11 protein-coding genes are annotated in these 13,413 nt (G+C 60.4%); 7 read left to right on the forward strand and 4 right to left on the reverse strand.

Annotated features, from left to right (window positions below; all coding sequences use genetic code 11):
* Positions 1-15: 15 nt before the first annotated feature.
* Positions 16-2,628, reverse strand: coding sequence for an ATP-binding protein (locus tag ACTJJ1_RS14280; protein ID WP_440834172.1), 2,613 nt, complete (start codon positions 2,626-2,628; stop codon positions 16-18).
* 141 nt (positions 2,629-2,769) lie between these two features.
* Between ACTJJ1_RS14280 and ACTJJ1_RS14285 the strand changes: the two genes are divergently transcribed.
* The 6 genes from ACTJJ1_RS14285 (at position 2,770) to ACTJJ1_RS14310 (ending at position 8,929) form a co-directional block, all read left to right on the forward strand.
* Positions 2,770-4,290 (forward strand): sugar ABC transporter ATP-binding protein, encoded by a 1,521-nt coding sequence (locus ACTJJ1_RS14285; RefSeq protein ID WP_073440798.1) that lies wholly within the window; start codon positions 2,770-2,772, stop codon positions 4,288-4,290.
* Between the two features lie 28 nt (positions 4,291-4,318).
* Entirely contained in the window at positions 4,319-5,308 is a 990-nt protein-coding gene (locus ACTJJ1_RS14290) for an ABC transporter permease subunit (protein ID WP_004949199.1), read from the forward strand.
* Positions 5,309-5,351: 43 nt separating this feature from the next.
* Positions 5,352-6,293, forward strand: coding sequence for an ABC transporter substrate-binding protein (locus tag ACTJJ1_RS14295; RefSeq protein WP_004949201.1), 942 nt, complete (start codon positions 5,352-5,354; stop codon positions 6,291-6,293).
* 63 nt (positions 6,294-6,356) lie between these two features.
* The gene (locus ACTJJ1_RS14300) at positions 6,357-7,043 is read left to right on the forward strand and encodes a D-lyxose/D-mannose isomerase (protein WP_006323890.1); all 687 of its coding nucleotides are present in this window, start codon (positions 6,357-6,359) and stop codon (positions 7,041-7,043) included.
* Positions 7,044-7,055: 12 nt separating this feature from the next.
* Positions 7,056-7,916 carry a ketose 1,6-bisphosphate aldolase gene (locus ACTJJ1_RS14305; protein ID WP_440834176.1) on the forward strand — a complete coding sequence of 287 codons (861 nt, stop codon included), beginning with the start codon at positions 7,056-7,058 and terminating at the stop codon, positions 7,914-7,916.
* Positions 7,916-8,929: a carbohydrate kinase family protein gene (locus tag ACTJJ1_RS14310; RefSeq protein WP_006323892.1), complete on the forward strand. Its 1,014-nt coding sequence runs from the start codon at positions 7,916-7,918 to the stop codon at positions 8,927-8,929. The genes ACTJJ1_RS14305 and ACTJJ1_RS14310 overlap by 1 nt, the downstream gene beginning before the upstream one ends.
* Here the strand turns inward: ACTJJ1_RS14310 and ACTJJ1_RS14315 are convergent.
* On the reverse strand, positions 8,904-9,644 hold the full coding sequence (locus ACTJJ1_RS14315) for a response regulator (RefSeq protein WP_202291139.1): 741 nt from the start codon (positions 9,642-9,644) through the stop codon (positions 8,904-8,906). The two genes, ACTJJ1_RS14310 and ACTJJ1_RS14315, sit on opposite strands and share 26 nt — an antisense overlap.
* A gap of 191 nt (positions 9,645-9,835) precedes the next feature.
* Between ACTJJ1_RS14315 and mak the strand changes: the two genes are divergently transcribed.
* Positions 9,836-10,744 (forward strand): fructokinase, encoded by a 909-nt coding sequence (gene mak / locus ACTJJ1_RS14320; protein WP_004949211.1) that lies wholly within the window; start codon positions 9,836-9,838, stop codon positions 10,742-10,744.
* 99 nt (positions 10,745-10,843) lie between these two features.
* On the opposite strand, the gene licT is transcribed toward mak, so the two are convergent.
* Together licT and eat are read right to left on the reverse strand one after the other, a co-directional pair.
* Positions 10,844-11,686: a BglG family transcription antiterminator LicT gene (gene licT, locus ACTJJ1_RS14325; protein WP_004949213.1), complete on the reverse strand. Its 843-nt coding sequence runs from the start codon at positions 11,684-11,686 to the stop codon at positions 10,844-10,846.
* Between the two features lie 271 nt (positions 11,687-11,957).
* Complete coding sequence (gene eat, locus ACTJJ1_RS14330; protein WP_004949215.1) at positions 11,958-13,325, reverse strand: ethanolamine permease; 1,368 nt, start codon at positions 13,323-13,325, stop codon at positions 11,958-11,960.
* Positions 13,326-13,413 lie beyond the last annotated feature (88 nt).

A 13,413-nucleotide genomic window follows, 5' to 3' on the forward strand; every position in this document is an offset into this window, starting at 1 on the left:
AGGCGAAAAATCGCCTCATTCCCTCTGAATTGCGTCGCCGACCGCGTTTCTTCTCCGCGCCCGTTGCAGCGCCAGCGCCAGTTGCCGCTGGCTGAAAGGCTTGCGCAGCAGCTCAAGCTCAGGCAGATCTCCCTGAGAGTGGCGGCGCATGTCCTGGCCGCTGATCAGCAGAGCGCAGAGGTGGGGATTGATCTTCCGCGCCTGCTCAATCACCTGCGCGCCGTTCAGTTCGCCCGGCAGCATCAGATCGCTTATCAGCAGCGCGATATCCGGCGTCTGGCGCAGCAGCGCCAGCGCTTCCTGGCTGTCTGCGCTGTCCAGCGTCAGGTAGCCGAGCTGGTGCAGGTGTTCGCACAGCGTGTGGCGCACGTCGTTCTCATCTTCCAGTACTAGCACCAGATTGTCGGTGCCGTCACTGTCGTCAAGCGGCAGCAGCGGCGTTTCCGTTACCGCCTGCATGGGGGCTCGGGGCAATTGCAGGCGCACCAGCGTGCCTTTGCCCGGTGCGGTTTCAATCTGTACCCGCCCGCCGGACTGGCGGACAAAACCGTAAACCATCGACAGGCCAAGCCCGCTGCCGCTACCGACCGCCTTGGTGGTGAAGAAGGGCTCGAACACCTGCGCCTTGACCTCCTCCGACATCCCGCAGCCGGTGTCGATCACTTCCAGCGCCACCATGTCCTGTTTTTTGCCGCTGCTGCGCACCACCCGCTGATTATAAATGCGGATCTTCACCACCCCGCTGCGGCCTTCCATCGCATCCCGCGCGTTGACCACCAGGTTGATCAGCGCATTTTCCAACTGATTGGCATCGATCCACGCCGGCCAGCCGGGCTGTTGCGCCTCAATGGTCAGCGACAGCGTGGCGGGCAGCGAATGGCGCAGCAGTTCCTGCAGGTTTTCCACCAGCGTGCGCAGTGCGATGGCCTGCGGGTGCAGCGCCTGTTTGCGTGAGAACGCCAGCAGGCGCTGAGTGAGTTGCGCACCGCGTTCGGCGGCTTTCAGTGCGCGGGCGATGCGTTGTGCGGTTTGCGCGTCCTGCGTTTGCCCGGTAGTCAGTTCCAGGCTGCCGATAATCACCGCCAACAGGTTGTTAAAATCGTGCGCCAGGCCGCCGGTAAGCTGACCGACCGCCTTCATTTTCTGGCTGTGCAGTAGCGCCTCTTCCAGCGCCTTGCGCTCGGTGCGTTCGAGCACCACGTTCACCACCCCGCGGTTGGGCACCGGGCTGAAACGCAGTTCGACGGTGCGGCCGTCATCCAGACGCAGTTCCTGCGGCTGCGGCAGTTCGCTGGACAGATTGGCCAGCACCGCCTCCCAGCGCTGGCCCCGTGGCGGCGTTACGTGCTGCAGTAACTCGCGGTAGTGCTGGCCGCGGTGCAACTGGTGTTCGTCCAGCCCCAGCAGCAGCGGGTATTGCGGGTTCCACACCACCAGTTGTCCGTCGTTATCAAAGAGTGCAAAGCCGTCGCGCATCGCCAGAAAGGTGGTTTCCAACTGGGTGCTTTTTTCTTTCAACAGGCGAGAGGTTTGTTCCAGCGAGGCGGTATTGCGAGCAAACACATTGAAAGCCCGCGCCAGTTCGCCCAGTTCATCGCGGCGTTGCAGCGCCGGCACGCTGACGTCATGTTCACCGCGCGCCAGCCGCGTCATGGCATTGGCGATCGCCGTCAGGTTAGAACCGAGGTTGCGGTAGATATACAGCCCGGCGAAGCCGGTAATCACCAATGCCAGCAAAGCGAACAGGCCGATAAATACGCTGATGGAGCTAAGCTCGTGGTGCGTCTGGTGGGTGCGCAGCTCCGACTCTTTTGCCACTTTTTGCACGTACAGGTTGATGTCGTCGTTGAGCATCGCGACTAACGCTTTGATATGGTAGGTATAATAGGCCAGGGCGAGGTCGCTTTGCTCCAGTTCCAGCGTTTCGGGCAACAGGCGTTGTTCGCTGGCGCGAAACTGCCGCATTTTCTCGTCCACCAGCGCATCCGGGCTGCTCTGCGGCCAGTAGACCATGACGCTGTCGAGTTGCTGGGCGGCCGCCTTGGGCGTTGGGGTCTGAATGGCGATGGCCAGCAGCCGGTCGATCTGGCCGAGCAGCGGCTGCGAAGGCTGGTCCAGATTATCGCGTTGGCTCAGGCTGGCGATATGCCGCAGCGTGCTCTGCGCCTGGTACAGCCCGCTGAGCAGAATGTTGCGTTGCAGGTGCCGCGCGTGGCCGAGTTCCAGCATGCGGGTGACGCTGGTTTCCAGGGCGTTGCTGCGGCTGATGATGCGCTTGACCAGCGCCGGCTCGCTGTGGGCCAGCGGGGCGTCCGCCAGCCGGTTGAGAGACGCCTGCAGCGCCAACTGGGTCTGTTTCAACCGGGCGGATTCGCTCTGGTACTCCAGCGCGCCAACCACCTGCGAAAGCCGAATGGCGGCGGTGGCGACGTTCGACGTATCCCGGCTCAGCGCCATACTGCCGTTCATCTCTTTCAGCGTTTGCGCCTGCACCTGTTCCTGCAGCTTGCCCGCATGTTTAAAGCCGACGATCGCCACGCCGCTGACCATCAGCGTCACCGCCACCACCAGCAGGTTGAACATCAGCAGGCGCCCACGCGCACCGGCAAGGAAAGGCAGTCTGCGCATCGTATCTCCCGTAACTGACTGTTCGCAGTATAAATCCCCGTTCCATTAACAATATGACAAACATGAACGGGCGCTGACATTTTGCATTTATTTATGCGTGGTTAACTGCATGTAATCCGAACCGCAACCTGAGGTATGACGATGAGCGTGACCCCGATTTTGGAAATGCACAACATCGCCAAGAGTTTTGGTCAGTTTTATGCGCTGAAAGGCGTCGACCTGACGGTGTATCGCGGTGAGATCCACGCGCTGATGGGTGAAAACGGCGCGGGTAAAAGCACGTTAATGAAAATATTGGCCGGCGCGTATATCGCCAGCAGCGGGGAAATTTTTATCGATGGGCAGCCGTTCGCCATCAAAGGGCCAAAAGACGCCCTGGCGGCAGGTATCACGCTGATTTACCAGGAAATGAATCTGGCACCGAATCTGACGGTGGCGGAGAACATTTTTCTGGGCAGCGAGATCCAGCGCGGTGGCCTGGTGAAACGCCAACAGATGTTGCTGGAAGCGCAGAAGGTGATCGACAGGCTGGGCGCGCAGTTCAGCGCCGGCGATCGGGTCATGAAATTAACCATCGCCGAGCAGCAGCAGGTGGAAATCGCCCGCGCGTTGCATCGCAACAGCCGCATCCTGGTGATGGACGAACCTACGGCGGCGCTCTCTTCGCGTGAAACGCATCGGCTGTTCGAGCTGATCAAGCGCCTGCGCGATGAGGGGATGGCGATCATTTACATCAGCCACCGCATGGCGGAAGTGTACGAACTGTCGGATCGCGTCAGCGTGCTGCGTGACGGCCAGTACGTCGGTAGCCTGACGCGCGACAAGCTGTCCGCTAGCGAGCTGGTGCGCATGATGGTGGGCCGCCCGCTGAGCGATCTGTTCAATAAGGAACAGGGGATTGCGGTGGGTGAACCGCGCCTGACGTTGCGCGGGCTGACCGACGGCAAGAAAGTGAAGCCGGTCAGTCTGCAGGTGCGCGCCGGCGAGATTGTCGGCCTTTCCGGACTGGTGGGCGCCGGGCGCTCCGAACTGGCGCAGCTGATTTTCGGCGTGCGCAAGGCGAGCGGCGGCACTGTGGAGATTGACGGCAAAACGGCCAATATCCATTCACCGCGCGACGCCATCGCTCAGGGCATCGGTTTTCTCACCGAAAACCGCAAGGAGCAGGGTCTGTTTCTCGATCTGGCGGCGCATGAAAATATCGTTATGGCAACGTTGGAGCGCGATGGCCGCTACGGCCTGCTGAATCGCCGCAAGGCGCAGAGCATTTCCAGCGACGCTATCGGCTTGCTGAATATCCGTGTGCCGCATGCTCAGGTCCGCGCCGGCGGCCTGTCCGGCGGCAACCAGCAAAAGCTGCTGATTTCTCGCTGGGTGGCGATCGGCCCGCGCATTTTGATCCTCGATGAACCCACGCGCGGCGTCGATGTCGGCGCCAAGAGCGAAATTTACCGCATCATGAGCCAGATGGCGCAGCAGGGAGTGGCGATCCTGATGATCTCCAGCGAACTGCCGGAGGTGGTCGGTATGAGCGATCGGGTTTACGTCATGCACGAAGGCAGTATCGCCGGTGAACTGAGCGGCAGCGACATTACTCAGGAAAACATCATGACGCTGGCTACCGGCGTCGAAACCGCCGTGGAAACCGCCGACCATGAATAATTCAATCCGTACGCTCAAGGAGCCTGCCATGACTTCGAATCCGCTGCCGCCTGGCGCAAAAAATCCCACGCTGAAACGGGCGATCTTGGGCGATATGATGCAAACCGTCGGCATTCTGCCGATCCTGATCCTGATCGTCGCGGTTTTCGGTTTTGTCGCGCCGAATTTCTTTACCGATGCCAACCTGCTGAATATCGCCCGTCAGGCGTCGATTAACATCGTGTTGGCCGCGGGCATGACCTTCATCATTCTTACCGGCGGTATCGATCTCTCGGTCGGTTCGATGCTGGGCACCACGGCGGTGGTGGCGATGGCGGTTTCGCTGATGCCGGGTATGGCCGGGCTGTCGATCCCGCTGGCGCTGCTGGCCGGGTTGGGGATGGGGCTGTTCAATGGATTTCTGGTGGCCTACGCCGGTTTACCGCCGTTTATCGTTACGCTGGGTACCTACACCGCCCTGCGCGGCGCGGCTTATTTGCTGGCGGACGGCACCACCATCATCAACTCGAATATCAGTTTTGAATGGATCGGCAATGCTTATCTGGGGCCGATTCCCTGGCTGGTGATTATCGCCTTTGCGGTGATCGCGCTGTGCTGGTTCATCCTGCGTCGCACCACGCTCGGGGTTCATATCTATGCGGTGGGCGGCAATATACAGGCCGCGCGCCTGACCGGCATCAAGGTGGGCGCGGTGCTGCTGTTCGTCTACGGCATGAGCGGCCTGCTGTCCGGGCTGGGCGGGGTGATGAGCGCCTCCCGGCTCTACAGCGCCAACGGCAACCTGGGCATGGGTTATGAGCTGGATGCCATCGCCGCGGTGATCCTCGGCGGTACCAGCTTCGTCGGCGGTATCGGCACCATTACCGGTACGCTGGTGGGGGCGCTGATTATCGCGACCCTGAACAACGGCATGACGCTGATGGGGGTTTCTTATTTCTGGCAATTGGTGATCAAAGGGGCGGTGATCATCATAGCGGTGCTGATTGATAAATACCGTACCCGAAACTATCAACACTAATCGCAGTGCTTCATAACATCTGGATAATAATGAGGAAAACACTATGCGTTTCAAGCCATTGATTACCGCTTTGTTGGTTACCGCCGCGCTCGGCAGCGCCTCTGTGGTCCAGGCGAAAGAATTGAAATCGATCGGGGTGACGGTGGGCGATCTGGCCAACCCGTTCTTTGTGCAGATCACCAAGGGCGCGGAGTTGAAAGCGCGTGAGCTGGCCGGTGACAAGGTGAATGTGACACTGGTGTCGAGCGGTTACGATCTTGGCCAGCAGGTGGCGCAGATCGACAACTTCATCGCCGCCAAGGTCGATATGATCATCCTCAACGCCGCCGATTCCAAAGGCATCGGCCCGGCGGTCAAACGCGCCAAGGACGCCGGCATTGTGGTGGTGGCGGTAGACGTGGCGGCCGAAGGCGCCGACGCGACCATCACTTCGGATAACACCCAGGCGGGTGCGATGGCTTGTAAATACATCAGCGATCGCCTGAAAGAGAAAGGCAACGTGGTGATCATCAACGGGCCTCCGGTTTCTGCGGTGCAAAACCGGGTGGAGGGCTGCATGACCGAGCTGAAGAAACACCCGGATATCAAGCTGCTGTCCTATAACCAGAACGCCAAGGGCAGCCGCGAAGGCGGCCTGGAGATCATGACCTCGTTGCTGGCGGCCAATCCGAAGATCGACGGCGTATTCGCGATTAACGATCCGACGGCGATCGGCGCCGATCTGGCGGCCAAGCAGGCGCAGCGCAGCGAGTTCTTTATCGTCGGCGTAGACGGCTCGCCGGACGGTGAAGAGGCGCTCAAGCGCGACAACTCGCTGTTTGTGGCGACGCCGGCGCAGGATCCGCAGGTGATGGCGGCCAAGGCGGTCGAGATCGGTTACGACATTCTGCAGGGCAAACCCGCGCCAACCGGCCCGGTGCTGATCCCGGTGACCATGATCGATAAAAACAATATCGGCAGCTACAAAGGCTGGACGGTGAAATAACCTTCTGCCGCCAGGGGCCGGCTCAGTCCGGCCCCCTTATTCATCACCACGCCCGGAGGTGCCATGAACCGTTCCGCCGTGAACCGGATCCTGCAGCAAACCCAGCACTTTTTTGCCCGCTTCGACGTCCATCTGCCGCCTTTCGCTCATTTTAGCCCGTCGGCCTGGCGGCAGCTCGATCGCCAGCCGTGGCAGGAGGTCTTCGATCTGAAACTCGGTTGGGATGTCACCGCGTTCGGCGGCGATGACTTTGCGCACAGTGGCCTGACGCTGTTTACGCTGCGCAACGGTTCGCCCGGCGGCCAGCCCTATGCCAAATGTTATGCGGAGAAGATCATGCACTGCCGCGAAGCGCAGGTGACGCCAATGCATTTCCACTGGCGCAAACGCGAGGACATCATCAACCGCGGCGGCGGCAATCTGATCGTCGAACTGCACAACGCCGATGCCGATGAACGGCTGGCTGAGGGAGCGGTGACCGTTACCCTGGACGGTTGCCGGCAGACCCATGCCGCCGGTTCGCGTCTGCGGCTGGCGCCGGGAGAAAGCATCTGCCTGACGCCGGGCATTTATCACAGCTTTTGGGGTGAGGAGGGCTTTGGTGACGTGCTGGTGGGCGAAGTCTCGACGGTCAACGATGACGACAACGACAACCGTTTCCTGACGCCGCTCAGCCGCTTTGGCCAAATAACGGAAGACCAGCCGCCGCAGTGGTTGCTGTGCAACGAATATTCGCGCTTTATCGATTAAAGGAGAACAGCTATGGCACTGATTTCACTGGCGCAGGGATTGGCGCACGCTCGTCGGCACGGCTATGCGCTTGGCGCGTTCAACGTGCTCGACAGCCACTTCCTGCGTGCGCTGTTTGCCGCAGCGCAGGCGGCGCGATCGCCGTTTATTATCAATATTGCCGAAGTGCACTTTAAGTACGTCTCGCTGGAGTCGCTGGTGGCGGCGATTAAAAGCGAAGCGGCGCAGCACGCTATTCCGGTGGTGCTGAATCTGGATCACGGTTTGCATTTCGAGGCGGTGGTACAGGCGCTGCGCCTGGGGTTCAGTTCGGTGATGTTCGACGGCTCCGGCCTGAGCTATGAAGAGAACGTGCGCCAGACGCAGGAAGTGGTGCGCATGTGCCACGCGGCCGGCGTTTCGGTCGAGGCTGAGCTGGGCGCGGTCGGCGGCGACGAAGGCGGCGCGCTGTACGGCGAGGCCGACAGCAATAAATTCACCGATCCGCAGCGGGCGCGCGAGTTTGTCGGGTTGACCGGCATCGATGCGCTGGCGGTGGCGATTGGCAATGCGCACGGTAAATACAAGGGCGAGCCGAAGCTCGATTTCGACCGGTTGGCGGCGATCCAGCAGCAGGTCGGCATTCCGCTGGTATTGCACGGCGGTTCCGGTATCAGCGACGCGGATTTCAAGCGGGCGATTGGCTTGGGCATTCACAAGATCAATTTCTACACCGGTATGTCTCAGGCGGCGCTGGGTGCGATCGAGCAGCGGATGACGCAGCGCCACGCAATTTACGATGAGTTCGCCGAAGTACTGCTGGCGGTGGAGCAGTCGATTAGCGAAGTGGTGCAGCAACAGATGCATATTTTCGGCAGCGCCGGGCGGTTGTAATGACCCGGCATGGCATTGTCTCGGCCGGCAATATGCTGGTGGATCACGTACATCACATCGCTCACTGGCCGCAGCCCGGCTGGTTGGTTGAGATTGAACGCAGCCAGCGCGCCACCGGCGGCGCGCCGCTTAACGTGCTGCTGACGCTGGCGCGGATGGAAACCGGGCTGCCGCTGGCGGCAATCGGGCTGATCGGCTGCGACGCGGACGGCGATTACATCATGCAGATGCTGGCGCAACACCGGGTGGATGGCAGTTGGGTGCAGCGCTGCGAAGGGGCGATGACCTCCATGTCGCAGGTGATGACCGAACCGGGTGGGCAGCGAACCTTCTTCCATGCGCCGGGCGCCAATCGGCTGCTGGATCTGGACGCTTTCGACGGGCTCTACAGCGAACACAAAATTTTCCATCTCGGTTATCTGCTGCTGCTCGACAGCCTGGATCGCCCGGATGAGGCGTTCGGCACCCGCAGCGCGCGGCTGCTGGCGCAGATGCAGCAGCGCGGTTACCGGACGTCGCTGGATCTGGTGTCGCGTCAGGGCGATCCGCGCTACCGGCCGCTGGTCTTGCCGGCGCTGCGCTGGCTGGATTATCTGGTGATCAACGAACTGGAGGCCGGGGAGTTTACCGGGCTGGCGCTGCGATCAGCCAACGGCGCTTTGCAGCCGCATTTGATGGCGCAGGCCGCGCAGCAGCTGTTGCAGGCCGGCGTGCGGCGACGGGTGGTGATCCACTGCCCGGAAGGGGCGTACGGGCTGGAAAATGGCGGTGATGCGCGCTGGCAGCCCTCATGGCGCCTGAACGAGGGCGAGATTGTCGGCAGCGTCGGTGCCGGGGATGCGTTTTGTGCCGGGGTGTTGTACGCCAGCCATGAAGACTGGCCTTTGGTGGAGACATTGCAACTGGCGCACGCCTGCGCGCGTTTCAATCTGCTGTGCGCCAATGCTATCGACGGCGCACGGCCGTTATCGGAACTGCAGGCGTATATCAGGCGGCAGCCACCGGTTGACTGACGTCGGCGGCGAACACATAGCCCAGACCGCGAATGGTGCGGATCAGTTCGGGTTGATGCGGATTGATCTCGATCTTGCGCCTTAGCCGCATGATCAGCACGTCGATGGTGCGATCGAAGACCTCCAGCGTTTCGCTGTGGGTCAACTCCAGCAGGCGGTCACGGGTCAGCACTTTGCGCGCATGCTGCACCAGCGCCAGCAGCAGGCCATATTCGCCCTGAGTCAGATCGACAAGTTGTCGCTGCGGATTGTGCAAGGTGCAGCGGGCGGCGTCCAGACACCAGCCGTTGAACTGCCAGCCTTCGGGCTTGCCCTGGCCAACCGCAACCGGCTCGAGCGCCAGCGCGCCGGTACGCCGCAGCACCGCTTTGGCGCGGGCCACGACTACGCGTGGGTTGAAGGGTTTGGCGATGTAATCGTCGGCGCCCATTTCCAGGCCGACAACCACGTCAGACTCGGAACCGAGGCCGGTCAGCATCACCACCGGCAAATCCGGGCGCAGGCGGTGGATCTGTTGCAGCACCAGCAGGCCGTTGGTATCCGGCAGGATCAGGTCGAGCAGCACCAGAGCAATGTCCGGCTGCTGGTTGAGTAAGGCAAGCGCTTCGCTACCCCGGTGGCAGGCATGAACGGTAAATACGTGTTCATTGAGTACGTCGCAGAGCACGTCACAGATAGCGGGGTCGTCATCGACGATCAGTACGGCAGGTTTCATCGCTGCTCTCCGGATTTATTATGTGGAACTGTTTAAAAACAGTGTACCTGATGGCTAATTAATAAGCGGCAGCCGGCAGGGTGTCTGATGCGGAAATTGCCATCGCCGTCACATTCGGCGGCAAGGGGATGATCCGGCATGCCGGTTACAGTAGTCTGTAGCAATGTTGTTGTGCATTGAGGAGAGAAATCGTGCGCATTGGTATCGATCTGGGTGGCACCAAAATTGAAGTGATCGCGTTGGCCAACGACGGGCATGAGCTGTTCCGTCATCGTATCGCTACGCCGCGTCATGACTATCAGCAAACGCTGGATGCAATCACCGGCCTGGTGAAGCTGGCGGAAGAAAAGACCGGGCAGCAGGGTTCTGTCGGCGTCGGCATTCCCGGTACGCTGTCGCCTTATACCGGGCTGGTGAAAAACGCCAACTCGGTCTGGCTCAACGGCCAGCCCATGGATAAGGACCTGTCGACGATGTTGGCGCGTGAAGTGCGCATCGCCAACGACGCCAACTGTTTGGCGGTCTCGGAAGCCACCGATGGCGCGGCGGCCGGTCAGAAAACCGTGTTTGCGGTGATTATCGGCACCGGCTGCGGCGCAGGCGTGGCGATTAACGGGCAGGCGCATTCCGGCGGCAACGGTATTTCCGGCGAATGGGGGCATAACCCCTTGCCCTGGATGGATGACGACGAACTGCGTTTTCGCACCGAGGTGCCTTGTTACTGCGGCAAGCAAGGCTGCATCGAGACCTTTATCTCGGGCACCGGTTTTGCAACCGACTATGCGCGCCTGAGCGGCAACCCGCTGAAAGGCCATGAGATCATGACCCTGGCGGCGCAAGGTGATGCCCTGGCGGAGCGGGCCATCGGCCGCTATGAACTGCGGCTGGCGAAATCGCTGGCGCATGTGATCAATATATTCGATCCGGACGTGGTGGTGCTGGGCGGCGGCATGAGCAATGTGGATCGCTTGTATCAGCACGTGCCGCAGTTGGTGAAATCCTGGGTATTCGGCGGCGAATGCGAAACGCCAATACGCAAAGCGATCCACGGCGATTCCAGCGGCGTGCGCGGCGCGGCCTGGCTGTGGCCACAGAGATAACCCTTGCAAAAAAGCGCGAGCCTGTTCGCGCTTTAATCCATCCGCAGTGGGCAATTGCCGCACCACGACGATCCTTGCGATCGCATGCTGACGCCGATCCTATTTCACCTCGCTCTCGCTGCGCACCCGCTCGATATGAATGGTCAAAAACATCATCTCTTCGCTGGTTAGCTGGTGTTGGTAATGTTTTTCGATGTGCTGATTGATTTTGCCGGCGCAGGCGAATGACTCGCGGTATTTCTCTTTCACCACCTGGTAGAGCGAATCATCGTCGCTGTCGACGTAGTTTTTCCCCAGCAGGCGCTGAGCGAAGAATTTCAGGTGAGTGACAAAACGGTGGTAACTCAGCGCTTCTTCGTTGTAATCGAAGCGGAAATGGTATTTGACGATGTTAAGGATCTCCTGCATCACGCGGGTGATGTGCAGGGTGTTGTGCATTTCGTCGTTCAACTGGGCGTTGACCAGGTGCAGGGCGATAAACCCGGCTTCGTCCTCCGGCAGGGCGGTGCCCAGCCGCTGGGTGATAAGATCCAGCGCTTCCAGTCCGACGGCAAATTCGGCCGGATAAAGCTTTTTGATTTCCCACAGCAGCACGTTTTTGATGTCCAGCCCCTGGTCGTGGCGTTGCAGTGCAAAGTGAATGTGGTCGGTCAGCGTGATATAGACGATGTTGTGCAGCTTGCCCGGCAGGCGCTGGCGGGCAAGGGTGATGATTTTGTCGGCGGTGGTCACGCAGGCTAGCGGGATCTCCGCCAGCAGCTCTTTGTAGCGTTCGCCCATCTCGCCGCCGTTGGGGGTGAAGATCTTCTCGATCAGACTTTCGTCCAGCAGATCGCCGGCTTTCTTTTTAAACCCTATGCCGCGACCCATCACTACCGTTTCTTCCTGACGGTCGTCCAAGGTAATCACCGCGTTATTATTAAGTATTTTTGCGATTTTCATGGTTGTTCCCTGCTGTTTCAGCGCGCTGAAAACGAAAAAACCTGACGCACGGGAGCGATCCCCTGCGTCAGGTTTTGCCTGTATTCGGATATCTCTCTCCCCTGGTTTGGCAGGGGAGCTGCATACTACGCCTGGAGTCAGAGTCACCGGGCAAGGCTGCAGCTTGAAATTCTTAGGTATACAGTAGCAATCCTGTTATCAGCAGCATCATAACCCTTGTCAGCGGCGGCTCAACGCTTTTTGCCAGGGAGTGCCGCTGTGGTCACACTTCTCAGTCGCTGCCGGACAACATCAGGTCCTGCGGCGCATTTCGGCGCTGGGTTTTGGTCAGCAGGAAATAGAGATAACCGCAGGCCATCAGGGCGATAAATACCCCGCCGATCACCGGGTTAAACCACAGCATGGCGATCAGGCATACCAGCGCCAGCACCAGCGCGATGGCCGGTACCAGCGGGTACCCCGGCGCCAGGAAGCTGCGCTCCAGCTCCGGCGCAATGCGGCGCAATTTGAACAGGCTGAGCATGCTCATCAGGTACATCACGATGGCACCGAATACGGCCATGGTGATCATGGCGGCGGTGAGGCTCATGCCCTGAAGGTTGATCCAGCTGTCGCTGAAGATCGCAGCGATGCCGATCACGCCGCCGGCCAGGATCGCCCGGTGCGGCGTCTGGAAGCGCGACAGTTTCGCCAGCGAGGTCGGCAGGTAACCGGCGCGCGCCAGCGCGAAGAACTGGCGCGAATAGCCGAGAATAATGCCGTGGAAGCTGGCCACCAATCCAAACAGGCCAATCCACACCAGCATGTGCATCCAGCCGGAGTTTTCGCCTACCACCATTTTCATCGCCTGCGGCAACGGATCGTTGATGTTCGACAGTTTGCTCCAGTCGCCTGCGCCGCCCGCCAGCAGCATCACGCCCAGCGCCAATACCACCAGCGTCAGAATGCCGGAGATGTAGGCACGCGGAATGGTGCGTTTCGGATCCTTGGCCTCTTCCGCCGCCATTGCCGCGCCCTCGATGGCCAGGAAAAACCAGATCGCGAACGGAATGGCGGCGAAGATACCGGACAGCGCCGCGCTGCCGAAATGATCGCTGCCCGCCCAGCCGTTGAGCACGAAGTTGCTGAAGCTAAAGCCCGGCGCCACTACGCCCATAAATACCAGCAGCTCAAAAACCGCCAGCACGGTGACGCAAAGCTCGAACAGCGCCGCCAGCTTAACGCCGAGGATATTCAGCGTCATAAAAATGGCGTAGGCGCCCACCGCCGCCCACTTGGGGTCAAGCGCCGGATATTGCACGTTGAGATAAGCCCCGATCGCCATGGCAATCGCCGGCGGTGCGAACACGAATTCCACCAGCGTCGCCAGCCCGGCGATCAGGCCGCCGGTTTCGCCAAAGGCGCGGCGGCTGTAGGCGAAAGGCCCGCCTGCGTGAGGGATGGCGGTGGTCAGCTCGGTAAAACTGAAGATAAAACAGCCGTACATGGTCGCCACCATCAGGGTGGTGATCAGGAAACCGAGCGTCCCCGCCACGCCCCAGCCGTAGCTCCAGCCAAAATATTCCCCGGAAATCACCAGCCCGACGGCAATGCCCCAAAGATGCAGGGTGCCCAGGGTAGGTTTAAGTTGCATTGTCATGTTGCTCTCCCGATCGAAAAAACCGCCTGCGCTGATAAAGAAGGTATCCACTCACAACGCTGCAGGTTTTATGCCATGACGACGCCTC

The sequence above is a fragment of the Serratia sp. 22264 genome, assembly GCF_052045345.1.
GTDB classification, from domain to species: Bacteria; Pseudomonadota; Gammaproteobacteria; order Enterobacterales; family Enterobacteriaceae; genus Serratia; species Serratia plymuthica.